19 protein-coding genes, 1 tRNA gene and 2 pseudogenes are annotated in these 24,434 nt (G+C 56.9%); 6 read left to right on the top strand and 16 right to left on the bottom strand.

Annotation, left to right across the window (positions count from 1 at the left end):
* Positions 1-132: 132 nt before the first annotated feature.
* Positions 133-1,575 (bottom strand): NADP-dependent succinate-semialdehyde dehydrogenase, encoded by a 1,443-nt coding sequence (gabD, locus tag IB250_RS26550; RefSeq protein ID WP_192346491.1) that lies wholly within the window; start codon positions 1,573-1,575, stop codon positions 133-135.
* 347 nt (positions 1,576-1,922) lie between these two features.
* On the opposite strand from gabD, the gene IB250_RS26545 reads away from it, so the two are divergent.
* Positions 1,923-1,999: transfer RNA gene (locus IB250_RS26545), tRNA-Arg, on the top strand.
* Positions 2,000-2,200: 201 nt separating this feature from the next.
* Here the strand turns inward: IB250_RS26545 and IB250_RS26540 are convergent.
* A complete protein-coding gene (locus IB250_RS26540) occupies positions 2,201-2,641 on the bottom strand; it encodes a hypothetical protein (protein ID WP_192346489.1) in 441 nt (146 codons plus the stop codon).
* A gap of 620 nt (positions 2,642-3,261) precedes the next feature.
* On the opposite strand from IB250_RS26540, the gene IB250_RS26535 reads away from it, so the two are divergent.
* The 3 genes and pseudogenes from IB250_RS26535 (at position 3,262) to IB250_RS26525 (ending at position 5,391) form a co-directional block, all read left to right on the top strand.
* Complete coding sequence (locus IB250_RS26535; RefSeq protein ID WP_192346487.1) at positions 3,262-3,555, top strand: DUF3077 domain-containing protein; 294 nt, start codon at positions 3,262-3,264, stop codon at positions 3,553-3,555.
* Between the two features lie 124 nt (positions 3,556-3,679).
* Positions 3,680-3,987: pseudogene (locus IB250_RS26530) on the top strand (hypothetical protein); the annotation flags it as partial.
* Between the two features lie 309 nt (positions 3,988-4,296).
* Complete coding sequence (locus IB250_RS26525; protein ID WP_192346485.1) at positions 4,297-5,391, top strand: GTP pyrophosphokinase family protein; 1,095 nt, start codon at positions 4,297-4,299, stop codon at positions 5,389-5,391.
* 84 nt (positions 5,392-5,475) lie between these two features.
* Here the strand turns inward: IB250_RS26525 and IB250_RS26520 are convergent, their stop codons facing one another.
* Genes IB250_RS26520 through IB250_RS26510 form a run of 3 tightly spaced genes read right to left on the bottom strand, consistent with a single transcriptional unit; the run spans position 5,476 to position 7,520 of the window.
* Complete coding sequence (locus IB250_RS26520) at positions 5,476-6,042, bottom strand: hypothetical protein (protein WP_192346483.1); 567 nt, start codon at positions 6,040-6,042, stop codon at positions 5,476-5,478.
* Positions 6,043-6,048: 6 nt separating this feature from the next.
* Entirely contained in the window at positions 6,049-6,693 is a 645-nt protein-coding gene (locus tag IB250_RS26515; protein ID WP_192346481.1) for a hypothetical protein, read from the bottom strand.
* Positions 6,690-7,520 (bottom strand): TIGR04255 family protein, encoded by an 831-nt coding sequence (locus IB250_RS26510; protein ID WP_192346479.1) that lies wholly within the window; start codon positions 7,518-7,520, stop codon positions 6,690-6,692. Before IB250_RS26510 ends, IB250_RS26515 begins: the two co-directional genes overlap by 4 nt.
* A 1,264-nt stretch (positions 7,521-8,784) precedes the next feature.
* Between IB250_RS26510 and IB250_RS26505 the strand changes: the two genes are divergently transcribed.
* Positions 8,785-9,483, top strand: a complete 699-nt coding sequence (locus IB250_RS26505; RefSeq protein WP_192346477.1) for a hypothetical protein — start codon at positions 8,785-8,787, stop codon at positions 9,481-9,483.
* 283 nt (positions 9,484-9,766) lie between these two features.
* On the opposite strand, the pseudogene IB250_RS26500 reads toward IB250_RS26505, so the two are convergent.
* From IB250_RS26500 to IB250_RS26475, 6 genes and pseudogenes are all read right to left on the bottom strand, one after another.
* Positions 9,767-10,098, bottom strand: a pseudogene (locus tag IB250_RS26500) (type II toxin-antitoxin system HicB family antitoxin).
* A 155-nt stretch (positions 10,099-10,253) separates the two neighbouring features.
* The gene (locus IB250_RS26495) at positions 10,254-10,523 is read right to left on the bottom strand and encodes a hypothetical protein (RefSeq protein WP_225603856.1); all 270 of its coding nucleotides are present in this window, start codon (positions 10,521-10,523) and stop codon (positions 10,254-10,256) included.
* A gap of 21 nt (positions 10,524-10,544) precedes the next feature.
* Positions 10,545-11,183 carry a hypothetical protein gene (locus IB250_RS26490; protein WP_192346473.1) on the bottom strand — a complete coding sequence of 213 codons (639 nt, stop codon included), beginning with the start codon at positions 11,181-11,183 and terminating at the stop codon, positions 10,545-10,547.
* Complete coding sequence (locus IB250_RS26485; RefSeq protein ID WP_063341928.1) at positions 11,180-11,761, bottom strand: RNA polymerase sigma factor; 582 nt, start codon at positions 11,759-11,761, stop codon at positions 11,180-11,182. Before IB250_RS26485 ends, IB250_RS26490 begins: the two co-directional genes overlap by 4 nt.
* A gap of 17 nt (positions 11,762-11,778) precedes the next feature.
* Positions 11,779-13,515, bottom strand: coding sequence for a vWA domain-containing protein (locus tag IB250_RS26480; RefSeq protein ID WP_192346471.1), 1,737 nt, complete (start codon positions 13,513-13,515; stop codon positions 11,779-11,781).
* Positions 13,516-13,601: 86 nt separating this feature from the next.
* A complete protein-coding gene (locus IB250_RS26475) occupies positions 13,602-14,162 on the bottom strand; it encodes a YbhB/YbcL family Raf kinase inhibitor-like protein (protein ID WP_192346469.1) in 561 nt (186 codons plus the stop codon).
* A gap of 138 nt (positions 14,163-14,300) precedes the next feature.
* Between IB250_RS26475 and IB250_RS26470 the strand changes: the two genes are divergently transcribed.
* A complete protein-coding gene (locus tag IB250_RS26470; protein ID WP_192346467.1) occupies positions 14,301-15,830 on the top strand; it encodes an apoptosis inducing factor family protein in 1,530 nt (509 codons plus the stop codon).
* A 176-nt stretch (positions 15,831-16,006) separates the two neighbouring features.
* On the opposite strand, the gene pgaD is transcribed toward IB250_RS26470, so the two are convergent.
* From pgaD to IB250_RS26445, 5 genes are all read right to left on the bottom strand, one after another.
* A complete protein-coding gene (gene pgaD, locus IB250_RS26465; RefSeq protein WP_192346465.1) occupies positions 16,007-16,534 on the bottom strand; it encodes a poly-beta-1,6-N-acetyl-D-glucosamine biosynthesis protein PgaD in 528 nt (175 codons plus the stop codon).
* Complete coding sequence (pgaC, locus tag IB250_RS26460) at positions 16,531-17,886, bottom strand: poly-beta-1,6-N-acetyl-D-glucosamine synthase (protein WP_192346463.1); 1,356 nt, start codon at positions 17,884-17,886, stop codon at positions 16,531-16,533. Before pgaC ends, pgaD begins: the two co-directional genes overlap by 4 nt.
* Position 17,887: 1 nt before the next feature.
* Positions 17,888-19,885 carry a poly-beta-1,6-N-acetyl-D-glucosamine N-deacetylase PgaB gene (pgaB, locus tag IB250_RS26455; RefSeq protein WP_192346461.1) on the bottom strand — a complete coding sequence of 666 codons (1,998 nt, stop codon included), beginning with the start codon at positions 19,883-19,885 and terminating at the stop codon, positions 17,888-17,890.
* 12 nt (positions 19,886-19,897) lie between these two features.
* The gene (pgaA, locus tag IB250_RS26450; RefSeq protein ID WP_192346459.1) at positions 19,898-22,378 is read right to left on the bottom strand and encodes a poly-beta-1,6 N-acetyl-D-glucosamine export porin PgaA; all 2,481 of its coding nucleotides are present in this window, start codon (positions 22,376-22,378) and stop codon (positions 19,898-19,900) included.
* 414 nt (positions 22,379-22,792) lie between these two features.
* Positions 22,793-24,304: a YdgA family protein gene (locus tag IB250_RS26445; protein ID WP_192346457.1), complete on the bottom strand. Its 1,512-nt coding sequence runs from the start codon at positions 24,302-24,304 to the stop codon at positions 22,793-22,795.
* Positions 24,305-24,434: the final 130 nt, after the last annotated feature.

Below are 24,434 nucleotides of genomic sequence, written 5' to 3'. Positions count from 1 at the left end.
GCAACTACGGCAGCATGCGATGATCGACTGCCACAGCTTTCCCGGCCACAGAGAAAATTCCGTTTGAAGCATCGCAAAGGGACAGCGCTCTCGTGCCCTTTGCGCTTGAAGCAATGCCTTGCCTTACCGGGCTTAGATGCCCAGGCAGAGGTATTTGATTTCCAGGTAATCTTCGATGCCGTACTTGGAGCCTTCACGGCCCAGGCCCGACGCCTTGATGCCGCCGAACGGCGCGACTTCGTTGGAGATCAACCCGGTGTTGACGCCGACCATGCCGTATTCCAGGGCTTCAGCCACACGGAACACACGGCCCAGGTCGCGAGCATAGAAGTACGAGGCCAGACCGAACTCGGTGTCGTTGGACATCGCGATCACGTCCGCTTCATCTTTGAAGCGGAACAGTGGCGCCAATGGACCGAAGGTTTCTTCCTTGGCCACGGCAGCGTTGTTCGGCACGTTGGTCAGGATGGTCGGCTCGAAGAAGTTGCCTTGCATGCTCTTGCCGCCCGCCAGCACAGTGGCGCCTTTACCGACGGCGTCAGCAATGTGCTCTTGCACCTTGGCCACGGCTTTCTCATCGATCAGCGGGCCAGTGGTGGTGCCGTCGTCCAGACCGTTACCGATCTTGAGCTTGGCCACGGCCACTTTCAGTTTTTCGGCGAACGCGTCGTAGACCGAATCCTGAATGTACAGGCGGTTGGCGCAGACGCAGGTCTGGCCGTTGTTGCGGTACTTGGAAATGATCGCGCCTTCGACGGCCTTATCCAGGTCCGCGTCGTCGAACACGATGAACGGCGCGTTACCACCCAGTTCCAGAGAGACTTTCTTGATGTCTTTGGCGCACTCGGTCATCAACTGACGGCCGATTTCGGTCGAACCGGTGAAGGACAATTTGCGCACGATCGGGTTGCCGGTCAGCTCGCTGCCAATGTCGCCAGCGCTGCCGGTCACCACACTGAACACGCCGTTCGGAATACCGGCACGCTGAGCCAGTTCAGCCAGGGCGAACGCCGAGAACGGAGTTTGCGAAGCCGGCTTGAGCACCATGGTGCAACCAGCAGCCAGAGCCGGGCCGGCTTTACGGGTGATCATCGCGGCCGGGAAGTTCCACGGAGTAATCGCAGCGGTCACGCCGATCGGCTGCTTGATCACGATCAGGCGCTTGTCTGGCTGGTGGCCCGGAATCACGTCACCGTAAACGCGCTTGGCTTCTTCAGCGAACCACTCGATAAAGGAAGCGGCGTAAACGATCTCGCCCTTGGCTTCAGCCAATGGCTTGCCTTGCTCCAGAGTCATCAGGCGAGCCAGGTCGTCCTGGTTCTCGATGATCAGTTCGAACCAGCGACGCAGCTTGTTCGCGCGCTCCTTGGCGGTCAGGCCACGCCAGGCTGGCAGCGCTTTATCAGCGGCTTCGATCGCACGGCGGGTTTCGGCAGCGCCCATTTTCGGCACAGTGCCCAGAATTTCGCCCGTTGCCGGGTTATTGACCTTGATCGTCTGACCGTTGTCCGCATCAACCCAAGCGCCATCGATAAAGGCTTGCTGGCGGAACAACTGGGTGTCTTTAAGCTGCATGTCGGCTTTCCTTAACAGCACCGCGCGAGGCGGAGCGAATTATGATTGTAGAAAGGCGCCTTATAGGCTGCCGTCAGGGAAATCATTCACCGGGCTGAAGCACATAAATAGCGCACAAATCGAACTCGTGCGGTTCAGCACCCAGACAAGAGCGTTTGAAATCTCAAACGAATCCTAGGATCAAAGGGGGTAAAGGACAATAGGCTGTTCGAAAAAAAGAACGAAAACGCCGCATTTGCCTATTTTTTCAGATCAGCGTAGCAAACGCAGGTTACGCTTTTGAAAAAGGCAGACGATTCAGCAGCATGGACGCCCGCAGCGCATATGAGTATCATGGCGCCCGCATCGCACCAGTAGCTCAGCTGGATAGAGTACTGCCCTCCGAAGGCAGGGGTCGTGGGTTCGAATCCCGCCTGGTGCACCATACGTAGAAACGAGAAAGCCTCAGATCTTAGGGTCTGGGGCTTTTTTGTGGGCGCTGTATTTAGGACGTCTGGCTGGAGTTGGCAGAGCCGCATCCGACCCGCAAGCAAAATATCGGCAATCGCCGACGCTTATCGCTCCGAAGGCTTGATTCTCGATACAAAACAAAAATCGTGGAGGAGCGGCCTTCAATTGGGCTTGTTTATGAATTTGGTGGCGGCTGGATGTATACGATTTGCTTATCTCGCCCCACTAACAAGCCGATGATGAGGAAGATCACTCCTAGGAAGAAGCCAACAAACCCTAGAAAGCCACTCACCAAGGTGCCACCGATGGCTGCTCCCGCAGCTTTCACGCCCGAGTGAGCGCCACTAATGGTGGCGATATGGCTACCCGTGAAAATGATACCGGACAAGGGGAGCATGAATGCAGAGATGCCTGAGGCGATTAGAAGTCGACGCCATGCCTTGCCAGGAGTGGGAGCATAAACAGCTATGGCTACTGCAATGATCCATGTTACGAAGAAAGCAATGGCTCCTTTCAATCCGCTAACACTTGGCGATGCTGCGATTGCGATAAATACGAGCATCGAAACAAGAATGGCTAATATTAAACCTCCGACCAACCCTGCAAGAACCTTCATCGTGAACTCCTTTTATCTGACGAGGCACTGAATATGCTCTTGTGCTGTATAGCAGCAGAACGCCACTGCTGCCATGCCGGGCGAGCTACTTGAGAATGCAGTTGTTCGGTTTAACCGAACAACTGCTACTGATAAAAAACCGCCGAAGCTGTTTTTGCGTTCTGTCCCCTGGTCAAGACCTTATCGTCCTCGAAGTCGCCTCCTTCAGAATCATCCCTCTTCCGGGTGATTCTGAAGAAAATCCCTACGACTCTCGGAGGTTGCAGGAGATCAGCCTGCGCGATACCCTTCTGCCGTCGCTGCCAATTCAGCGACCGGGCTTGGTAACCCGAGAGTTGAGCGCAACAGCGCCCTCATTCAGATTTGCAGGCGTTTTTTTATGCCCGCAATTTTGAGTTATGGCGGCTGTGCGTGGGACGTCTTCGGGCGTGCCGGATTCCTTGACTCCCGGTTTACCAACCTGCGCACAGCTGCCACCCATTCGCTTGGTAACGAAAAAGTGGCAGTTCCTCGTCAAGGAGCTAGACCATGCGCAATGTAAATCCGTACCAAATTAGGCTTATCCCTCACCGCGATTTCGAATCGCGCCCCCACCGCACCTCCGTCAATGGAGGTGGCAAATGACTGAACACTCAGAAGCAAAAACCATCGGCTACACGCCCTGCCTCTACTGTGCAGACGATCCGCTGTTTCATGTCAGCGCTGGGGTGCCTATTAGCAAAGCATTGGCGCAGGCGTCCGACCTGTTGTTCTTGGCCAAGTCGTTTGCTGAGGATGCGGCTTACGCGAAAGACACCGACCGCCACGCCTGGGCCGCGCACTATTTGACGGCGATGGGTAAGGCAGTGGTTGATGATGTGGTGAAAGTTCTAACGCAACCACCGCTGGCGGCGACGCAACAAGCCGCAGAGTAGCGGCAACTTACCCTTGAAATGCGCCCCGATTTTTCGGGGCCTCCAAAACTGCCAGATGTGAACGCGTGACCACGCTCTAAACAAAAAAAACCTGAGCAGTCTCAGCACCTAAGCGCATCAACCGATAGGGGCCGTGTTATGGCGGCACCGCACCATCGCGGGCGTGAGCTGGAACGGGGAAGAACAAGAAGCCTTCTTCTTCAACCCTGATGGCCTGGTCCTTCCGCTTAAACCCAATCCGTGGGAATTGCCCGAACTGCTCCGCAAAAACGCGGTGCGCCGAGAGTTTTCCAACATTCACGGTACAGGGCATTTCGCGATGAAAGAAGGCCGCCGCGCCGCGTTAAATCGCCTGGTTTGACCGACAGGGTTACCTACTGGCTGGTTGATCAATCGACTGGTTACGCCAACGATCCGGCGGTGTGGCAAAACACAATGCGTGATGTACCTGGAGCCGATCGCCTCCCTACCATCGTTACAGGACGACGAGTTGCTGCCCTTTGCCGTAAAGACGATCAAGAATGCAGTTCGGCGAAGGTGGCGTGCTCTGTTTTTCGCAAGCAACTCGCGCTACTCTTTATGCCTGTCACTTCCGGCACGAAGGAATATATCTTTATCGTGCTTAACCGTTTCTTACTCTAGGTATCTTCACTAGAAATCAACTCTAAGTCATATTTAGTTTGCTGCAAAAAACATGGTGAAGATTGGTACTAATTAGTAATGCTCTGCACAGGAGTCCATATGGAAGAGCAAATATTTGACTTTGATCGACATCGTGAGACAGCTACTTCGCAGTTCCGCGAGGTACGCGGCCTTTACGAAGATTTAGCAGAAACGGTTAAACGAGTCCTCAAAGACACTCTGAGCGCAGCAGATATTTCTATCCATTCCATAGAGGCTAGGGCTAAGGCGATTAACAGCTTCGGCAACAAAGCCTCTAAACCATCTCCAGTAAACCCGCAAGAGCCAAAGTACAAAGATCCTCTTAAGGAAATCACTGACCTTTCGGCCGCCCGAATAATTACCTTTCTACCTGGAGCGGTAGGAAAAGTCTGTACCTGCATCGAATCTGAATTTGTCGTGCTTGAAAAAACAGACAAAGCAGAGGAACTAATGGATGAAGGTAAATTCGGTTATCACAGCATTCACTTTCTTGTAACCTTTCCACAAGATAGAATACGACTTCCGGAGTACAAACGTTTCGCCGAACTTATATTTGAAATTCAAATTCGCACCATTCTTCAGCACGCTTGGGCTGAAATGGAACACGACATTCAGTACAAAAGCGCATCTGTTATACCTACCGTCATACGTAGGCGATTTATCGCGTTGGCTGGAATGCTGGAGATTGCAGACCGCGAATTTCAAGCACTACAGGAAGAAGATCAATCTCTTCGCATCAAAGCTAGGAGCTCGGTAGAGTCTGGACACCTATCAGGAGTTGAAATTACTCCCGACGCCCTAAAAGCATACTTGGATAGAAAGTTAGGCGGTGATGCAAGACAGACTGAGGCGAGTTACGAAATCAGTGCAAATTACCTAAAGCGGCTTGGGTTCACCAGCATCCAACAGCTAGATGATTGCATAAGCAAATATGATGACGACGCCATTTCTCGGGCAATTTGGGGCAACCGTCAAGGGCAAATAACGCGATTTGATAATGTTCTTCTTGCCTCAATGGGTGATGCATACGTAACCCGCCATCCATGGGCAACAGAAGATTACTGGGCGAAGAAGTTTCCGGAGTGGCTGGAAAGACTTAGAAAATCCGGAATAAGAACGGGTTCATTCGACCCATTATCGGCTGCAGAAAACTCAGAGCAACTCGAAATATAAGTCTAAATATCAGCTAAAATCGACTTCAACCAAATCAGAAATTAAAACTTAATGCTGCGTCAACTCAAAATTGAGTGACGCACTTTAATCGGCTTTATTCTCAGAAAGTTTAATCCCATCTGGGAGTGACTCGCCAATTACTGCACCGTTAGGATCCACGGCATACACATGCAAGGCTTTTGACAACATCCGGCTGTACCCAAGTGAAACTGAACTTTTTTCTTCTGTACGCTCTTTGTTCGAATATGGCACGATTTCGGCGTGGTGCTCGTTACCTTGATGAGTTTCTGAGGCCTTCACCTTTTCTTCCCACACTTGAAGGTATATTACAGGCCCAGGCTTCCTTATCGGGATTGGCGTCTCTCCCACTGCCTTAATTATTTCGACACTAATCCGTCCAACACCTTTGACGTCTCGCGTCGGCCGACCTGGGCGTTCGACATCTCGCTTTACAACTTCTATGCCTGCCTGAAGTCCAATAGCGTCTATACGTGTTACAGATGTGTTGGGTCGTTGAAAAATCCCAGGGGATCCTCTGTTTGTAGAGGCTTCCCACTCCTCCTCGACAATTGCTCGGATTACCAATTCATGGTCTTCAACCAGTATTTTCCTAGCCGGATATTCTTCATCCGACGCTGTTTCAGAAGTCATGATTTATTAAAGCTCAGCAATTAGTTTAAACAGATCCTCATCGCCACTGGCAAAGATGCATTCATACTCATCAGTTACCAACTCTATCTGATGCTCGCCGAAAGACATATCAATAGATGCGCCATCCTTCAATGACCAAGTAGTAAGAATTTCACCATAATAATTTAGAAAAATGCTCAGATCCGAAGGCTTTAAATGAGTTCTTTCAAAAAAACCAGTAAAGTTGACTAATGCGGATAGACTCATTGCTTTCGCACCTTCCCCATCCCAATTATCTTCGGAACGGACAAGACGGGATAGACGGGCAAATGAATTCTCGCTTAAATTTTGGCGAGCCATCGCAAGATATGCAGCCATAACTGTAACCTCCTTGGTCGACAATCCCTCAAGGCTTTGATGAGCCTTAAGTGCCTTTACACTTTCCGAGTAGGCGTACTCAATCACCGCAGTTAAATTCGGCTTGGCGTTAATTTCAGCAGGGCTAACCCAGCCGACCTTTAGCAAGTCCCATAAATACCCAAGAGCATCATAGCTTTTCTGAACAACGCCTGGATCCGGTTTCGCGATCTTAACTAAAGTAGTTGTGGTGTTATAGCTCGCTACGCCTGTAGTAAAGTGAGCGGCACTAGCATTCACGCTATACGCAATCATTGCGGTACCTCCACAGGTTTCATTTTCTCTTTAAGAGGCTTAGTGAGATTCACAAAAACGTCGTGAATCACATCTCGCGCCTTAGAGAAATTCGCCATTATTTCTTCGACGCTAAACCCTATTAATCCATCAATAACTACAACATTCTCTAAAATGTAACCAGCCGCGCCTTCAATTTCACCTTCGGCCATCTGCAATTGTAGTTTACCGAACTTAAGCGGGACGGTAATTTGCATTATAGGCAATGCCACTTCACCACTGATCGAGTGATTACGCAGAAAGTCGGGCGCCTCTATTTTGAATCCGAACACATCTTTCAGGAATTGTAGGTGAGTAGTATCCCCTGTTAGATCATTCCTAAATGCGTCGATATAACGAAGTACTAAAGAATAACCTTCAATGTTAGCCGTTTGGGATTCCAGTAAAATTTTGATGCCTTTTTCCACAATCGGACTGAAGTCATCCCAAGATTTGTAAGGTTTCACCGCATTGGCGGTAAAAATGCCTGTGCCTATCTGAAAAAGAGTTGATGGCAAATGCTCACGACCGGGCTCTGCACAGTCGGTGCCTGAATAACGGTAACGGACGATTGGTACCTCTGCGGGAACAGGAAAACCTACCGGGACCAAACGCTCGGAAGCTCCATACCCAATTAATGTCATTGCATTCGTCACGACTGGTAACTGCTTATCAAAAGCGTCGTTGATGGGCGGGAATGCAAATCCAGCAGGGAATCCAGAGGGAACACCCGCAGGTACAGACAAATCCTTCCAACGGAGCTCGGCAACAAGCTCTACGAGGGGTGGATTGTCGAATCGTTCTTTCATTAGGGTTTTGACTTGTCCAAAGCGATTTTAGGTCGCTTAAAATTTACGGGAGTTGATCGTCGCTGCCGTACAAAAAGGCTCTTACGTCAGTCGTCAGTACCATCCAGCGAAGCACTTCGTTAGCTTCGCTGGATGGTACTAGAACCATAGCACCGCTCCGGCTAGAGGTCCTATTTATAAATTGAAGATGCATCTTCTGTTTGCTGCTTGCCATCAGCCCACCCGTACAGTTCGGAAAACCTCCAGTACGGTCCTGTGTCCCTCTGTAACACGGTCAAATCCTGTAACACTGACCTGAAACGCCGTCAGCCTGACGTGCAACAAATAATATATCCTTTTAATTCAATAGGTTAACTATCAACGTAACACCTGTAACGCTTGTAACACGTCTTTTAGCTGATCCTGCCCTCTTTGACCCCTATACGAGCATGCCGTCAGCGATGGAAACATTCCGAAGCCAAAGAAAGGGCCTTGCCATTACCTTGGTCCCCCTAAGGACAAGTATCAGACACGGGGTTGGGGCCTCGTACTGTCAGGGATCCGTACGTGCAAAAAAATCGATAAACGGTCAATTCTGGCTAAAAAATTGAAATTACGAGGGGGCCCCTCAGAGATCGGAACAACACGGGGCGAGTAACCCGCCGAATCTTGCTAGCGGAAAGGTGCCCAGCTTAGTGAACAGGTGAACCTCCGTCACCTGTGCATTTGCCCTATGGTGTGGTGGCCGTCGGGGCCCCTAGGCAATTGCAATTGATACGGGGCAAAGAACCCGCGCGTTCGTATTAGTCGCTGGATTTTTGAAGTCGGTTGATCGGTTGACTCGGTTGACGAACGCCATGCTTGCGTTATCAGCGACACAAAGGGGGCATCTTTACCAGCGCGGTAACGATGTCCTTTTTTCTTCAAATCCTTTCAATTTCAACGTTGAAATTTCAGTAAGCTCGGAAGCCTGTCGCTACCACGATGTCGCGGGTTTCCGCCCCCTTACTTGAGGAAAATACTCAGGGTCCCCAGCAGCGTTCGGGGACGAACCGCCTGAGTCATGGAGGGCTTCATGGTGCCTATGCGCGCTTCCATTGGTCGACTGTGGCGCTAGTATGAGAATCATCATAGAAGACATTGCCCTACTATCACTGACAGTAGCAGAGGGTAGGATAGGCTCCGAAACCTCATAGATGCTATCCCTCTAGAGGTTCATGCCATGCGACGTCACCGCACATGGTCACTAAACCTGATCTGGGCGCACTGATGAAGGAAGCCTATCTTGACTACATGGAACCTGGAGGCGTTAAGGGGTGCAGTGGAGAAATTGCACGGCCCTGCCCAAAAAGAAGCTATCAACCCGTCTCTGAACTCTCTTGTTCAGCGCATGAAATTTGTGAGCTATCACTACAATGAGGCCGCACGATTATTAGCGAATGCTACCGCCCCCCATACCGGGCCAGGCGCAATGGCGCGGCTGTTACTCGGAAACGATGCGGCGAGCGAACAGTTCGAAGATGCACGGCTCCAAGCAACAGCTCACATCACCTCCTGCGTGCAAAGCATGCATTCGATAGCAGATACTCTTGCTCACACCGTATATTTCGCACTCGGCATGAACTTGGCCCAAGCGACACGCCTCAAGCCGCGCGTTATAGGGATGGCGAGGGTCATACAACTCCTACCAATTGGACCGCTACACGACCTGATCAAAACGTTGGTGGAACATGATGATTTTCGCTATTTCTCCGCACTCAACAACCTCGGCAAGCATCAAAGCATTGTGGATACGCCCTACTCCCTAGATCTAGAACAAGATGGGCGGCCTCACGGGCTAGTGTTCGCCAGCTTTGAAAATGACACGAAGTCTTTTGAGGAACGCTGGGCTATGCATGCTTTAAAGCTGGAATGTGCACGGCAATCACTGCTGATTGTTGAGATCGGGCGGTCACTCAACGCAGCATTGGGTGCAAACGGTTGACGATCTAGGGCGTGAAAACTTGCTCCATCGAACACACAAGCATCATGGCTAGCATCCGGCTTCGTGTATGCCCATGTGTATGCCTAACCGAAACACCATAAGCCTTCCCCTTATAAACCGGGCATCTCAGCCTCCAGTTCAAACGACGCCTGGGCAGCATATGTAGAAGCGAGAAAGCCTCAGATCTTAGGGTCTGGGGCTTTTTTTGCGGGTGTTGTCTGTCGCGTCCTGAATATGGTTTACACCTTCTGGCCTCTTTTTCAGGAAGGTGAAATGGCAGTGGTCAGACATGCACCTCACGATCAAGAACGTCAGCTACCCACTGATTAATACTCTTGTGGGCTAACTGCGCTTTACGGCGACAGTTGCGTGGAATGCGGGCGCTAAACGCGGACTGAGATTGCCAGAATAGGGCTTCTGCGGTGCGCGTCAGAGCTTGGCGCAAGTATCCAGATAATCAGTGACGGCCTCTTCAAATGCATTCCGAAGCTCCGGTACTGACTCGCCGTGAAACCCAACGACATCTCTAATACCAGCGATATGGCCGACAAACAGGCCGTCTTCTTCGCTGTATTCAATTCTGGCGGCATAGCCTTTGTAATTCATTACGTTTATGGGGTGACTCCTGCTTGTTCAAGGAAAGCCCGAGCATCACGATCCAGGAGGGCTTTGCTTCTTTGTCCGGGTGTGGTCGGTGAAAGGTGGTTCGCCTTGATGGCAACCTCAAACAGCGTTTCTTTCAATGACAAAAAACCGCCAAAGCGGTTTTTTCATTCTGTCGTCCAGTCAAACTCGTCGTACTCATCATCGTCTTCTTCGTCCTCGATCAACTCATCATCAAGGACGTCTTCCTCAAGCGCTTCTTCTTGCTGCTTCGCCAGAAGAAACTCCTTACGACTCTCAGTCACTGCTCGCCGCAATTCCTCACCCTTCACCGGGCAGTTGAGCATTTGGGCGATGCGGTCGATTTTTTTTGCCACGGCATCCTCCAACGCATCGGCTATAGGCCGATAGTGCGCGCTTTCGGGTGTCGATGCCAAATTTGCCGACCGCTGTTCACCTCATTTCTTCTGCAAATTCTTGAGTCGGGCCGTGAGGTTTTCCTTGGGGAAGCGCTTGTGCAATGTCGTCATCAGCGCCTCGGCGGCTTGTGTCTGACCGGTCTCTTGCAGGCGTATCACTTCATGTAATTGATCATCCAATGACTTGGCCGGCGCGGCTAAGCGTTTGCTGGTTTTTGCTTCGTCAGCCATTTCGCTGTTGATCGACTCGCGCTGCAACGGTGCCGAGAACTCCGCCATGGGCGCAGCCGGTGCGGGCGCGGATATGGCGCCGGCCGGCGCAGCCTGGGAGCGAGCAGCGGGTTCATTCGCTTCAGCGGCTTCCTGTTTGGCAAGCGGTGCGGACGCTTTTGGCGCAGGCGCGAAGTCATAACTCGGCAGTTGTTCCGACGGGCGCTGTACCAGCGCCAGCATCAGTGCCACGCCAACGAGGCTGGCGAATGCAACCTGCCAACGGGGTTGCTGGCAAGCGCGGAGCCAGCGCTGCCACAGGTTCGGCTTCGGTGTGGGGGCTTCGCGATGGGCTGTTGCGAGGATGAAGGCGTCGAGATGCGCCGGTGGTTCGCCGCTGCTGTGATCGCGAAAATGCTTGAGCACTTCATCGTCGGGCGATGGCGGTGTTTGTCGGGCGTCAGTCATGTCAGTACCTCCTCGGCCAGCAGCCGACGCAGTTTTTGCTGGGCGTAGCGCAAGCGACTTTTAACGGTTTCCAACGGGGTTTCGGTGAGGGTGGCGATCTGCGGCAGGTCGAGGTCGCCGTGGGCGCGCAGCAGGAACACTTCGCGCTGGTCGGCGGGCAGGGTTTGCAGGGCGGTTTCGAGACGTTGACCGTCGCGGCTCAGGCTTAACAGTTGTTCGGGGTCGGCCGCGTCATCGATCAGTGCATGGGTTTGCTCGTCATAGCTGTCGTGCAACGGGTTGTGGATGCCGTGTTTGCGCCAGTGATCGATCAGTCGGTTGCGGGCAATCTGGTAGAGCCAGGTACGAAAGTTCGCCCGGCCTTGTGGCTGACTGGTGCTGCGGATCAGGCTCAGCCAGGTTTCCTGGTACACCTCTTCGGCCAGTTCGGGCTTGCCGCTGAGGCCGAGGAGGAATCGATAAAGGCCCTGACGGTGGCGGGCGTACAAAACTTCGAACGCCGGCCCGTCGCCCGAGCGGTAGCGCGCCAGCAGCGATTCGTCGCTGCCGGCGGCTGAGCTGATTACAGGATCGGACATGTCAACGCTGGCCTCTTTCACTCTATCCGGTTGTCATTGGGCTGTTGATTCGAGGCGGTCGGGGTTCGCAGGCTCTGCGCCAATTCCACCAATTGCACGAACTCAGCGCGCAGGCCGAATTGATCGTCACCCCGCGCACCACGGGCCAGGGCTTCGGTGTCTTTCAGGCTGAAATTACCGGTATAGCGCCCGTCCTTGAGCTGCTGGGAAAACGCAGCGACAGCGGCGGCAAAGCGCAGGTCATCGCTGGCGGCCGAGAGTTTGCCGGCCTCACCACTCAGGATTGGCCGCTCGATCAACCGACTGTTCCCACCTTCCGGCAACTGATAACGCACTCGCAGCATCGCCATTTCCCCGGTTTTTGCGGAAACATCGGCCCCAGCATTGCCATAGCGCAACGGCTCCAGCCAGCCCTTCTCGCCCTTGGGGACAATTTCATACAGCGCTGTCACCGTATGCCCTGCGCCGATTTCTCCAGCATCGATTTTGTCGTTGCTGAAATCCTCACGCTTCAAGGCGCGATTCTCATAACCCAACAGCCGATATTCACTGACCTGGGCCGGGTTGAACTCCACCTGCAGCTTCACGTTTTTCGCCACCACCGCCAAGGTCGACCCGAGCTGATCCACCAGCACCTTGCGCGCCTCGCGCAGGTTGTCGATGTAAGCGTAATTGCCGTCGCCAGCATCGGCCAGTTGTTCCATCAGGTGTTCATTGTAGTTATCCACACCAAAACCCAGGGTGGTCAGGGACACGCCGGTCTTGCGTTTATCCACAGCCATTTGCTTGAGGCTGTCGAAGTCGCTGATGCCAACGTTGAAGTCACCATCGGTGGCCAGCAGGATGCGGTTGATGCCTTTGGGGATAAACGCCTGTTGCGCCATTTGATAAGCCAGTTCGATACCCGATGCTCCGGCGGTCGAGCCGCCTGCAGTCAATTGATCGATGGCGGTACGAATTTTCGCTTTTTCCCGTCCGGAAGTCGGCTCCAGCACCACGCGAGATTCTCCGGCATACACCACCAGTGAAACCCTGTCCTGCTCGCGTAATTGATCGACCAGCAATTTCAGGGTGCTTTTGACCAGCGGCAAGCCTTCGCGACGGTCCATGGAACCGGACACGTCCACCAGAAACACCAGGTTCGCCGGAGCCAGTTCCGCCACCGCGCGATCGGATGCCTTGATGCCGATGCGTAGCAATCGGGTATGCGGGTTCCACGGCGACGGCGCCAGCTCGGTGGTCACGCCGAACGGCGAGCCATCGGTGGGCAAGGCGTAGTCGTAGGGGAAGTAATTGACCATTTCTTCCAGCCGCACCGCCCCTTCGGAAGGCAAGCGCCCCTGATTGAGCAAGCGCCGGACGTTGGCGTAGGCGCCGGTGTCGACATCGGCACTGAAGGTCGAGACCGGTGCTTCGGCCACGCTGTGAATCGGGTTATCGGCCAGCGCCTGATATTGCTCCCGCTGCTCATCCCGATAGCCCTGTGGATAAGCTTCACCGGCCGGCATGGGCGCGAAAGCGACCGACGGTGCCGGTCGCGCGCTGCGCTTGGCCATCACGGTATCTGCCATGACCGCCTCGCTACGCACCAACGCTTCAGTTTTCAGCGCCTCTTGAATCGGTGGCGCAACCGCTGCGGGGCTGTTCGTCTCAGAGTCTGGCGTGGATGAAGCGCCGCAACCGGCAACGGCCAGCAACAACCCGGCAGCGAAACCCTGGGCGGCCGGGCGGAGGTAGTGCAGAGGGAGGGACATGGGGGCTGACCTCAGGAGGAAATTGACTCATTCATCCTCTGAGACGGACAGCCCGGCAGGTTCGGGTTAATCGCCGGAAAAAATCTTCAGCGGTGATAACGCCGCACCACGCTGCTGTTTTTCAGCACATGGCCTTTGATTTGTTCCATCAGCTGCGCGCGGGTCAGGCCGGCAGGCAAGGCATCTGGCGCCAGGTCCAGGGCGTAGAGCTGAATGAGGTAGTGATGGGAGCTGTCGCCGACGGGCGGGCAAGGGCCGATGTAACCGGTGGTGCCTTTGCTGTTGCTGCCGCTTACGCCTTCAAGGGCGGATTTGGCGCCGACGCCGGCCGGAATCTGATGTGTGGTGGCCTTGATCCCGTAATGAATCCAGTGATCGACACCCAGGCCTTTCTGGCCGTCGGGGTCGTGCATGACGATGGCGTAACTGAGGGTGCCCGCAGGGCCGGCGTTCCAGCTCAAGGCCGGGGACTGGTTCTTGCCGCCGCAACCGCTGGCATCGCTGGCCGCCGCCGACGTGAACAGACGATTGTCCGAAACGCCGGGAATGCTGAGGGTGAAACGCTCCTGGGCCTGCGCCGGAAACTGCACGCAAAGGGCGACTGCAACGGCCGCCAGCCAAGGGTTCAAAGAGGTCAATCGGGTCATACCGGAGCACCTTGTGCGGGTGAGGCCGTCGTCGGCTGGCAAACTATAGCCGGACCGTTCGTGCGCTGGCAGCAGAATTGGCTGAACCTGGGAATAAGCGCCAAACTCCTAAGTGAAACACTTGCCAGGAGATCGATCATGGCCCTGCATCGCGTTGCCCGTTTCGCCGATGTGCCCCAAGACCGTGGCCTTGAAGTCCGGATCGATAAGACGAAAATCGTCTTGCTGCGGCTCGGCGATCAATTGCGCGCCTATCAGGGCAAATGTCCCCACGCCGGGGCTCCCTTGGCCAAAGGTGCGCTGTGTGAGGGACGGCTGATCTGCCCGTGGCACAAGGCAGCGTACCGGCTCGAAGACGGCGCGTTATGCGAGCCACCGTCCCTGGACAGTCTGCGACGCTACCCGCTTGAAATCCGCGACGATGAGGTCTGGGTCGATGACCAGCCGATGCCCACCGCAAGCACCCCACCGGCGGACGATAAGCGAACCTTTGTGATCATCGGTGCCGGTGCCTCAGGTACGGCTTGTGCGGCGGCTCTGCGGGAGAAAGGTTTTGGCGGCAGAGTGGTGTTGATCGACCGCGAGCCCGAGTCCGGTTACGACCGTACGGTATTGAGTAAATTCGTGATTGCAGGCGAGATGCCGCCGGACGAAGTTCCGCCTCTGCGTGATGAAAACTTTTATCAAGAACAGCGCATTGAACGGATAAACAGCGATGTGATGGGCCTGGATGCAGAGAACCGGACTCTGCGCCTGGCCGATGGTCAATCGTTGAGCTATGACGCCGCCGTGATTGCCACCGGCGGCATACCCAAAACCCTGTCGCTGCCTGGCGCCGATCTGCCGCAGGTATTCGTGCTGCGCTCGAAGGCGCAGGCGCAGCGGATTCTTTCAGTCGCAAAACCTGGTCAACGGGCAGTGATCGTTGGCGACAGTTTCATCGCTCTGGAGTCCGCCTCTTCCCTGCGTCAGTACGGCCTGGAGGTCACCGTCCTGGCCCGCCATGCCATCCCGTTCGAGGCGCACTTCGGCGATGCCGTCGGCAAAGCGATTCGTGCCCTGCACGAGGCCAACGGCGTGGTGTTTCATACCGATGGCGAAGCGGCCCGGATTGAAGGCGCAGGCAAAGTCGAAGCGGTACTGCTGGACAATGGTCAGCGCTTGCCGGCGGACCTGGTGTTGGTCGGCATTGGCGTCACCCCGGCAACGGCCCCGTTTGCCGATCTGCCAAAAGAAAAAGACCAGTCATTGAAGGTCGACGGCGGGATGCGCGTGACCGATGGGCTCTGGGCCGTTGGCGACATTGCGACCTTCCCGCTCAACGGCCAGCCCCAACGGATCGAGCACTGGCGCCTGGCCCAGCAACAGGCGCGGATTGCGGCGGCGAATATGCTCGGCGGCGATGAGCGCTACCTCGATGTACCGTATTTCTGGACCTGGCACTTCGGCAAAAACTACGACTACCTCGGTCACGCCCAGGCTTGGGACGAGGTCGAGTTCAAGGGTGACCCTGACCATCCACCGTTTATCGGCCTGTTCGGCAAAAACGGCGTGGTGGCGGCGGCCGTTGCCTGCGATGAAGAGCGGGCGATGGCGATGCTTGCTGAACGGATGAAGCAGCCGCTGTCGGTGGATGAGGCCTGGCGGCTGATCAGGGACATAAATTGACGGCTGTTTTCCCCCGCCGACCACCGTAAAACTCTATGGCGAGGCGCAAACCTGTGGCGAGGGAGCTTGCTCCCGTTCGTCTGCGCAGCAGACGCAAAATCTCTGATCTACCAAAGATCTTGTGAGCGCTACGCACTCAAACGGGAGCAAGCTCCCTCGCCACAGGGGAATGCAAGCTAGACCCGGCTCATTGGCTCGCGGTTATCGTCATCTTCGGCTGGCAGGCGGATTACCAGCGGATGCTCCAGCGGCGCCAAAGGCGACGGTAGGTCAGCCGGGGCGACCGGGATGAAGTGCGTAACGACATGACTGACATCGCCATCCTGATCGTTATGAATGGTCATCGAGCCCGGCGTGCGCAGTTTCGCCAATCGGTCGCCGGTCAGCTTGAAGCTTTTGCTGAGCCCCTGATCATCCACCACCGGCGCCGGCAAACGGCGCTGGGCGAAGCTCTTGCTTTTGCGCTGTTGATAACGCGCCCATGTGATCAGGATCACCGCGTTCAACAACGCCACCCACAGGTAAATCTGCAACGTGCCGAGGGCGTCGAAAAACGACGCATCGATGCGCGGGCCGGCATGGGTATCGATCAACGGCCACAACCCCCGCACCAGTAAATACAGCAGACCGATCCAGGCCAGCACGGTTAAGAAGACATCGATCACGACCAGAAAGGGCCGCTGCCGGGTTCTGATGATTTTCATTTGATGACTTCCTCTTCATCGTCATTCAGCGGCTTGATGCCCCGATCCGGACTGACCCAACGCGCGCGCTTCTGATGTTGACCGAACAGCACTTTCGGGAAGCTGACCAGGGTGGTAAGCAGGCTGATGAACCAGAACACCAGCGGATACCAGACCACCCAGAACATGGTCTTGCCGAGGCCCTTTTCGTAACGGCGATCGATCAGGATGCTGACGGCGAATTGCACCAGGCAGACCACCGCCAGCAGCAGCCCGGTAAACGCCGGTGGCAGCAGGTGATCGACGGCAATGGCGGGCGGCATCTCGATGAATTTGCCGACACCCCAGAAAATCACCGACAGCAGAAAGGTGAACGCCCAGCCGGTGGACAGGCAGTATTCGAACAGCAGCGGCCAAAGGTAACGATGGCGGTATTGCCAGATGCCACGGATGTTTTTGAACAGCACCTCGGCGCCGCCTTGGGCCCAACGCAGACGCTGTTTCCACAGGCCGCCGAGGGTTTCCGGCATGAGGATCCAGCACAACGCGCGGGGCTCATAGAAAATGCTCCAGTGATCCAGTTGCAGCTTCCAACTGATGTCGATGTCTTCGGTGATCATGTCCGGGCTCCAGTAGCCGACCCGGTTCAGCGCCGTGCGACGGAAGGCGACGATCACTCCGGAGACGGTAAAGATCCGCCCGAACACCCGTTGGGTGCGCTTGATCAGGCCGATGATCGACGAGAACTCGCCGACCTGCACGCGGCCGATCAAGGTCGAACGGGTGCGGATTCGCGGGTTGCCGGTGACGGCGCCGAGGCGCGCGTTATCGAGCATCGGCGCCACCAGATACGCCGCGGTGTTCGGCGCCAGCAGCGCGTCACCGTCGATGCACACCAGATATTCGCTGCGCGCCGCAATGGCGCCCATGCGCAGGGCCACGGCCTTGCCCTGATTCTCCGCCAGGTGCAGCACCCGCAGACGCGGATCCTGCAACGCCAGTGCATCGAGCACCGCGGCGGTGTTGTCCTTGGAGCCGTCGTTGATCGCGATCACTTCGATGTTCGGGTAATGCTGGGCCAGCGCCGCGTGGATGGTATCGGCCGCGTTATCGCCTTCGTTGTAGCAAGGGATCAGGATCGAGATCAGCGGTTCGCCGGCCAGCGGTGGCGGCAAAGTGTCGTCCTGCCACGGCCAGTGCCGCTCCCAGTGCAGCCAGAAATACAGGCCGCCGGCAATCCACAGTCCCGACATGAACAGTGGATAGAAGAACACGAAGTCCATCAGGAATTGCCCGGTGAGCAGAAAGATCAGCCCGAGGGGAACCCCAAGGACGATCGCCAGAACCAGCAGGGCTAAAAGTCTGTCCAGCATGTTATGGATTCCACTTGTTGGAGAGCGCGGGCCGCACGGTTTTCAGCTCCGGCTGGTTCTCGAGGAAGTTGTCCGGGTAGTAGCCAAAACTGGTGGCGCCCTGACGCTTGAGGCGGCCCATCCACTCAGCCAACTGTTCGCCGTCGATGTCGGCGTCGGTTTTTTTCGTCCAGTCACGGGCCTGCAATTCGAACACCGTGCGCTCGAGTGCGCCGGGGTGCGATTTCACCGTTGCCACCAGCGTTTCGAGCCAAGGGCCGGATTGTTTGCGGCTCTGTTTTTCCATGAGCGGCATGGCCATCGGTGCCGTCCAGTCGTAGGCGCCCAGGAAGTCGTCGAGGTTCTGCGCGAACCACGCTTCACTCTCGGGGTTGAGCATTGGCTCGGCGAAAATATTGCGCGCCGTTCTTACTTGCGGGCCGCGAATGGCGCGGACCTTGGCGGTCAGCTCGTGAGTGAAATCGATCAGGTAGCGGCTCTTGAACCGCGTCCAGCGTTGCAAGGTGGCCGGATCGTCACGCAGGGCGGCAATCGAACCCGGCAGACCGTTGGCGGCGTAAACCTTCAGGGCTTCGGGGTCGGCATCTTCGAAGTCCGACAGCACCGCGTCATCGTGATAGAGGATGCCGTCGACCGAGGTCAGACGCGCCAAATCTTCGTAGATTTCACCGATGATGCGCCGCACGTTCGGATCGAATGGCGACAAGCGCTTGTACTGGTCCGGGTCGATCAAGGTGACGCCGGTTTTCGGGTCCCAGCGAGTGACCCGCGGCAACGTCGAATCCAGGGCAAAACTCAGCACCGGCATCCAGGCATAGACTTTGACCTGAGCCCGAGTGCGCAACTGCCAGGCCACGCGGTCGAAGATATCGGCGCGCATCGGCAGGTGCCGGTTGGGGAAGTACAGCGAGTGCACCAGGCCATCGCCGACAGGGTCGGCGAAGGCTTGCAGAAACACCGTATTGGCGCCCATGTCGGCCATGCGCTGGATCAGTTTGCCGAGGTTGATTTCCTGTTGGGCCGGGTCCGCGTCGTAGACGTTGTCCAGGTCCACATGCACCACGCGCATCGGCGATTCGGCCTGCACCGAAACGATGCTGTTGGCGAAGTGTTCGCCATCCGGGTCCGAGGCCACCAGAAAGCGCGGGCTGCTCATCAGGTTGTCGAGGGCATCGAGGCCGTCTTCCAGCGTCAGGGCCATCTGATAACCCTGCTCGTTGACCACTTGCAGCGAAGTGCCGTCCGCCGCGCCATAGGGCCAGACCCACACACGCGGTTTGTAACCGGTGACCTTGCGGATCTTCTCCGAGATGGCCGCCACATCGGCGCGCATCCGGGCCTGGAATTGGGCTTCGATTTCATAGCGACCGGTAGCCGCGTCATAGCGCCGGGTCGCGGCCGCCGGTTGCAGGTTGCCTTGCGGGTTGGCCAACACGCCTTTGTGGCTGGCGTCGGTGTGGGCGGCGATTTCCACCAGGCCGGATCGGGAAATCTCGCGGATCTGCTCCCAGGTCAGGAAGTCCGAACGCTTGCGCGGTGTACCGGCGAAATCCACCGGCTGGTTCAGCGGCGTATCGATCCATACTCCGACCGGCGCCAGCAAGGCGGGCCAGTTATAGGCGCGCAGCACCGGCAACACGCGGGTGTAGAAGCTCGAATAGCCATCGTCGAAACTCAACACGATCGCCCGTGGCGGCAGCTCGGGGCCGCCGTTGCGAGCAGCCATGATCTGGTCGACGGTGACCGGTTTGTAGTTGTTCTCCCGCAGCCACGCCAGTTGCTCGAGCAGACGCTCGGTGCGCACGGCCACCACCGCCTGATCGGGGTCACGGTCTTCGACATCGTGGTAAGCGATTCCGAGTACATGGTTTTTCGGCCACGGCTTTTCATTGGCCGACACCGGGCGTTCGGACGGCGGTGCGAAGGCCGGGGCTTGCTGGGCGCAGGCGCTGATCAACAGCGCTCCCAGCAAAAGGATGAAACGCGAAATAAAAGGCATCTTCAAACTCTTCTAGAAGCGGTAAGTGAGGTCGACGAGCAGGCGCAGATCGGTTTCGCGGTCGCCGTCATAAGGCCGGTTGATCACGCTCAGCAGGCCGCCCACCTCGAATACGTCGTTCCAGCTGTAGCGCTGGCCGTAACCCAACAGGCCGACACCGCCGGTCCCGTGATCGCGCTGGCTATAGGTGCCCGCGCCGGCCTGGAACTGCTGGCTCCAGGAGGTTTCGTAGCGGTGGTAGAGCACGTGATTGACGTTCACCGTCGGCAGCACGCTGAAGTCGGACTTGGGGTTGAAATACGGCACGTCGTCGGACTTTGAGTTACGGCTGGTGCCGACCTCCAGGCCGAGGTCGACCTGCAACCCCGGCGCGCGGTAAACACCCTCGCGACCGGTGAGCAAGGCTTCGACACGGTTGTTGCCGTCGCTGAAGTGCGAGGGGCTGACCGCCAGCCTCCACTCGCGGCTCTCATTGGCGCGCCAACGGATGAAACCGCTGCCGCCGTTGGCGGTGATGTCGCTGTTCAAGGCCCGCAACGGCGTTTGCGCCGACAGGTATTCGAGGCTGCCGCCGTACTGCCAGTGATCGTCGATGTCTCGGGCAATCGCCAGGCGCGCGCCCTGTTTGTCACCGAAGCCATAGGAATGGTTGGAGACTTCCGCCTCCAGGGTCATATCGCGAGTCCGGCGTTCTAGCCCGACGCGCTGAAAACGATGGTGGCCGGTGCCTTCCTGGAAGTCGCCGGTGGCGTAACCGGCACCGACGAACACGCGCCAGTCTTCATCGATAGGTGGGCTATACAGCGTGGTTTCGAGGCCGAAATCGCGACTGCCGTTGACCGCCCCGGCGTCGTCGTTGCCCCCGCCATAACTCTTGCCACCGTAGGCTTCCACCCGCAGCTCGGCCATGTCATGGACCGCACGTTGGCGCTGCAAACGCTGGACCTGACGGTTGTCCGGAAAACGCGCGACCACATCGTCGGTCAGCGCATTCATCTGCCGCCATTCCTGCAAGTCCATGGCGGTGTGACCTTGCGCAACTTCCAGCCCGATGTCCCGCGGCGCCATGCTCTCGGTTTCCTTGAGCTGATTCTCGGCGCGCCGTGGCCAGTCCCGGGCCAGGTACAGATCGGCCTGGGCCAGACGCAGGCCGAGGTTGCCCGGGGCCTGATCCACCAGCGTCTGCAAACGCTGTTCGCCCGACGGCAGATCAGCGCCGTAGGTGCCGGCCTGGGCGGCGAGTTGCTGCGCGTCCATCCATTCATCGTTGGGATTGCCCACCGGCAAGCCCTTGAGCTCGATCCGTGGCTTCTGGGTCTTGGCCAAGTCCTCGGCGACCTGACGTGCTTCATCGGCCTTGTCGCTTTCGAGCAAGGCGTAATAGAGCGCGGTACTGTCTTCCAGACGGTCGCCGACGTCGGCATCCGGCGCGACCAGCACCTGACGATACAAATCGGTAGCGATTTCTGGCTGACGCTGGTCCAGATAAGACGACGCCACCCAACGCAAGGCATAGGTCGGAATCTTCACACCTTCGGCGAGCAATTTCTGGTATTCGGCGATCACATCAGCGGTGCGCGCGCGGGCTTTGAGGGCGCCCATGCGATCGATTCGCCAGCGGATGACGTCATCGTGGGCCTGAAGATCCGGCGTCCAGGTCGTCAGCAACTGGTCGTAATCGGCCAGAGCCCGATCAGCGATCAGATAACGTTCTTTTTCGCTGCGGGTGGCCAGCTCGGCCAGCCGCACGCGTTCTGCGGCCAGATCACCTTCGAGGCGTCGCAGCGTAACCGGATCCAGCAACCCCGGCCGCTGAAGGGCCAGGCGCAAGGCCGGTTCTGGCAGGCGGGCGCGTTGCAGGGCAATCACGTATTCCCGAGCGACGTCGGGCTTGCTGCCGGCGCGGACGAAGGCCTGATCGTATTCAAACAGCGCGTCGTAGGTGGCACCGGCGCGGGTCAAGGCGTAGGCCAGGGCCAAGCGGCGGGAAGGATCATCCGGTTTCGCCGCCACCAGCGCCCTGGCGCGGGCAACCGCCTCGTCAGGCTTACCGGCGTCGGCCTGGGTCATCGCCAACCCCAGCTGCAGGTCGGCATTTTTCGGTTCAAGGGCCAGGGCCTTGTTGTACACCTGGGTCGCCGAGTCCCAGCGCTTGAGGTTGCGATAGGCACGCGCGGTGGCGGTCAGGGCCTGAACCGGCAACGCCCGATTGTGCCCCTGGGTTTCATAGACCCGAACCACTTCAGCGTCCAGACCGGCCCAGCTGGCGATCTGCAAGTGATCGCTGATCTGGCCGGTGGTGGCCTGGTTCACCGGCACTTGGCGCAATACGGTCAGCGCAGGCGTGTAGTTGCCGGCTCGTGCATCGCGAACCATTTGGTCATAAGGCGTATCGGCGAACGCCAGCACCGGCCACAGCAATTGGCCGCACAGCGCAACGCGAAACAAGGGGCGTAAACCACGATGAATAAAGGGACCAGCAATACACGGCATTCGTCAGCATCCTTACATGGCCAGCCGGGTCGCAATGTCCCCTTGCCCATTCGTAGCGGAAAGCCGGATCGAAAGACCCGGCCAGGCTTTATCGACGCAATTTTGCATGCAAGCGAAGTCAACTATTCAGAGCACAATAATTGTTCAGATTCGTGTCGCTCGGGCCTTCTCTGGTACCAGTCAGCCAAGCGCAGCCCCTGTGGGAGCGGGCTTGCCCGCGATAGCGATCTATCAGTCAACATCTTTATCGACTGACATGACCTCATCGCGGGCAAGCCCGCTCCCACAGGTTCCGTGCCTTGATTGACTGACATTGGAACCTCCTTCCCCTCTCCCCGTTTCCAAACCCCAGACAGCAAAACGCCCGGCGTCTGCGTAATGCAGAGGCCGGGCGTTGCGGTGAGGCCTGCAGTTTTACTGGATGCTGACGTCGCCCGTGCCGCCAAGTTTGCTCATCACGAAGCCGACAAATTCTTCGAGGGTCATTTTCTGGCCGTTGAAGTCCACCTGATTGTTGGCGTAGTGCAGCTTGGTGACGACGTTGTTACCGTCCAGTTTCGCCAGTTGCGTGCCCACCGCCATGCTGCTGAACATGTCGGCGGTTGCGCTCGCCTGATCGGCAATCAGCTTGGCGTCGGTCTGGCCGTCGATTTGCGACTGCACGGTGAGCACGTCAACCAGCATTGGCTTGGACACCAAGAGGTTGAAGTCCAGCAGCGCGATCAACTGCTTGACCAACTGGTCTGGCGGCAAGTCCATGGACTGCGGTTTGGTCAGGTCCAGCACCAGGTTGGCGCGGCTTTCGCCGTTGGTGGTGTTGAACGAGAGGTTTTCCAGAGCCACCTGGGGACCTGCGGCCAGCAGTTTCTCCAGGCCGGTCTTGACCTGCGCCTCTTCGGCCGGGGTCAGGTTCAGCTGCGGCGCCGGTTCACCGGCGGCAGCAGCTTCAGTGGCGGCCTTCTCGTACGGTTGCAGTTTGGTCTGGTAGATCTGCATCAGTGACATGGTTGACGGGATGTCGAGGTTTTTCAGGCTCATGGCCATTTGTGCAGAGCCGATAACCTTGCCGTTCAAGGACACTTCACCGACCTTGTAATCGGCACGCCCCGAAGCGTTGGTGCCCGATTCCTCGGTCTGGTTCTTCATTTCAAAGTTCTTGATGCCGAGTACCGACTGCTTGGCCCCGAAGGTGGTCTTGCTGTGGGTCAATTCGACGGTGTTTTCGCCGGTGTAATAGCCGTATGTGCTTTTGTTCAGGTTACTGGCCACGGTCAAGCCGTTGAGCTCGACCTGCACCGGGGTCTGATCTTCAGCCACGGTGGTCAGCTTCAGGCTGTCCATATAACCGTCTGCCTTGACCTTTTGCGCCTGGGCACTGGCGGCTACATCGAGTTTCATACCGGAAAAGGTCAGATTGGATTTGTCATCCAGTGCGGTTTCCAGCGGCAGAAACTCCAGGGTGCCCTTGGTGGAATTGTCGTAGCCTATGTTGACCACGCCTTTGACCGGGGATTTGTCCTTGGCGGCCGCGAACCACTTTTCGGTCAGTGGGGTCTTTTCCAGCTCGTAGTGACTGGTCGCCAGGACCGGCAACCACTTCAGCGACACCAGGCGCGAGAACGGCAGCGGGCCGTGTTCGATGCGGTCGACGAACAGCAACTCGACCGGTGCTTCACCAAACATCTCGCCCTCACCCTTGAGGCGGTAGTGCGCGGTGCTGCTGAACACATGGCGATCCAGCGACACCAGTTCCAGCGACGCCGTGCCGTTGGAACCAGCCAGCGCGACTTGCAGCTCTTTGTTGGCGTCGGTGATCGAGGTATTCAGCACCCCATCGAGTTTGCTGCCGGTGTACCACGCACCGCCGGCACTGATTGCACCGATGGCCACGACAACTCCTAGAAGCACGCCTGCTGATTTATTCATGAAGTACCCGTTCAATGTCCGTTGTTGAAAGTGTGGTCGTCTTCCCTGAACCCATGACGGGTTACGGTCACGACTGTGCTGAAAGTGGGATGGAGATTAGCATTTGCGCCGCAAAGCGGCCCAATGATTA

The sequence above is a fragment of the Pseudomonas sp. PDM09 genome, from assembly GCF_014852305.1.
GTDB lineage: Bacteria > Pseudomonadota > Gammaproteobacteria > Pseudomonadales > Pseudomonadaceae > Aquipseudomonas.
The sequence above is the reverse complement of the archived record's forward strand: the minus strand, read 5'-3'. Positions and strand labels throughout refer to the sequence as shown.

What these genes read in the sequence shown, in the direction of transcription:
- IB250_RS26540 (WP_192346489.1), bottom strand. Translation starts at nt 2,641, where the DNA reads ATGAAGGTTCTTGCAGGGTTGGTCGGAGGTTTAATATTAGCCATTCTT.
- IB250_RS26525 (WP_192346485.1), top strand. Translation starts at nt 4,297, where the DNA reads ATGGAAGAGCAAATATTTGACTTTGATCGACATCGTGAGACAGCTACT.
- IB250_RS26535 (WP_192346487.1), top strand. Translation starts at nt 3,262, where the DNA reads ATGACTGAACACTCAGAAGCAAAAACCATCGGCTACACGCCCTGCCTC.
- pgaA (WP_192346459.1), bottom strand. Translation starts at nt 22,378, where the DNA reads ATGCCGTGTATTGCTGGTCCCTTTATTCATCGTGGTTTACGCCCCTTG.
- IB250_RS26475 (WP_192346469.1), bottom strand. Translation starts at nt 14,162, where the DNA reads ATGACCCGATTGACCTCTTTGAACCCTTGGCTGGCGGCCGTTGCAGTC.
- pgaD (WP_192346465.1), bottom strand. Translation starts at nt 16,534, where the DNA reads ATGAAAATCATCAGAACCCGGCAGCGGCCCTTTCTGGTCGTGATCGAT.
- IB250_RS26445 (WP_192346457.1), bottom strand. Translation starts at nt 24,304, where the DNA reads ATGAATAAATCAGCAGGCGTGCTTCTAGGAGTTGTCGTGGCCATCGGT.
- IB250_RS26520 (WP_192346483.1), bottom strand. Translation starts at nt 6,042, where the DNA reads ATGACTTCTGAAACAGCGTCGGATGAAGAATATCCGGCTAGGAAAATA.
- IB250_RS26515 (WP_192346481.1), bottom strand. Translation starts at nt 6,693, where the DNA reads ATGATTGCGTATAGCGTGAATGCTAGTGCCGCTCACTTTACTACAGGC.
- pgaC (WP_192346463.1), bottom strand. Translation starts at nt 17,886, where the DNA reads ATGCTGGACAGACTTTTAGCCCTGCTGGTTCTGGCGATCGTCCTTGGG.
- pgaB (WP_192346461.1), bottom strand. Translation starts at nt 19,885, where the DNA reads ATGCCTTTTATTTCGCGTTTCATCCTTTTGCTGGGAGCGCTGTTGATC.
- IB250_RS26510 (WP_192346479.1), bottom strand. Translation starts at nt 7,520, where the DNA reads ATGAAAGAACGATTCGACAATCCACCCCTCGTAGAGCTTGTTGCCGAG.
- IB250_RS26480 (WP_192346471.1), bottom strand. Translation starts at nt 13,515, where the DNA reads ATGTCCCTCCCTCTGCACTACCTCCGCCCGGCCGCCCAGGGTTTCGCT.
- IB250_RS26490 (WP_192346473.1), bottom strand. Translation starts at nt 11,183, where the DNA reads ATGACTGACGCCCGACAAACACCGCCATCGCCCGACGATGAAGTGCTC.
- gabD (WP_192346491.1), bottom strand. Translation starts at nt 1,575, where the DNA reads ATGCAGCTTAAAGACACCCAGTTGTTCCGCCAGCAAGCCTTTATCGAT.
- IB250_RS26485 (WP_063341928.1), bottom strand. Translation starts at nt 11,761, where the DNA reads ATGTCCGATCCTGTAATCAGCTCAGCCGCCGGCAGCGACGAATCGCTG.
- IB250_RS26470 (WP_192346467.1), top strand. Translation starts at nt 14,301, where the DNA reads ATGGCCCTGCATCGCGTTGCCCGTTTCGCCGATGTGCCCCAAGACCGT.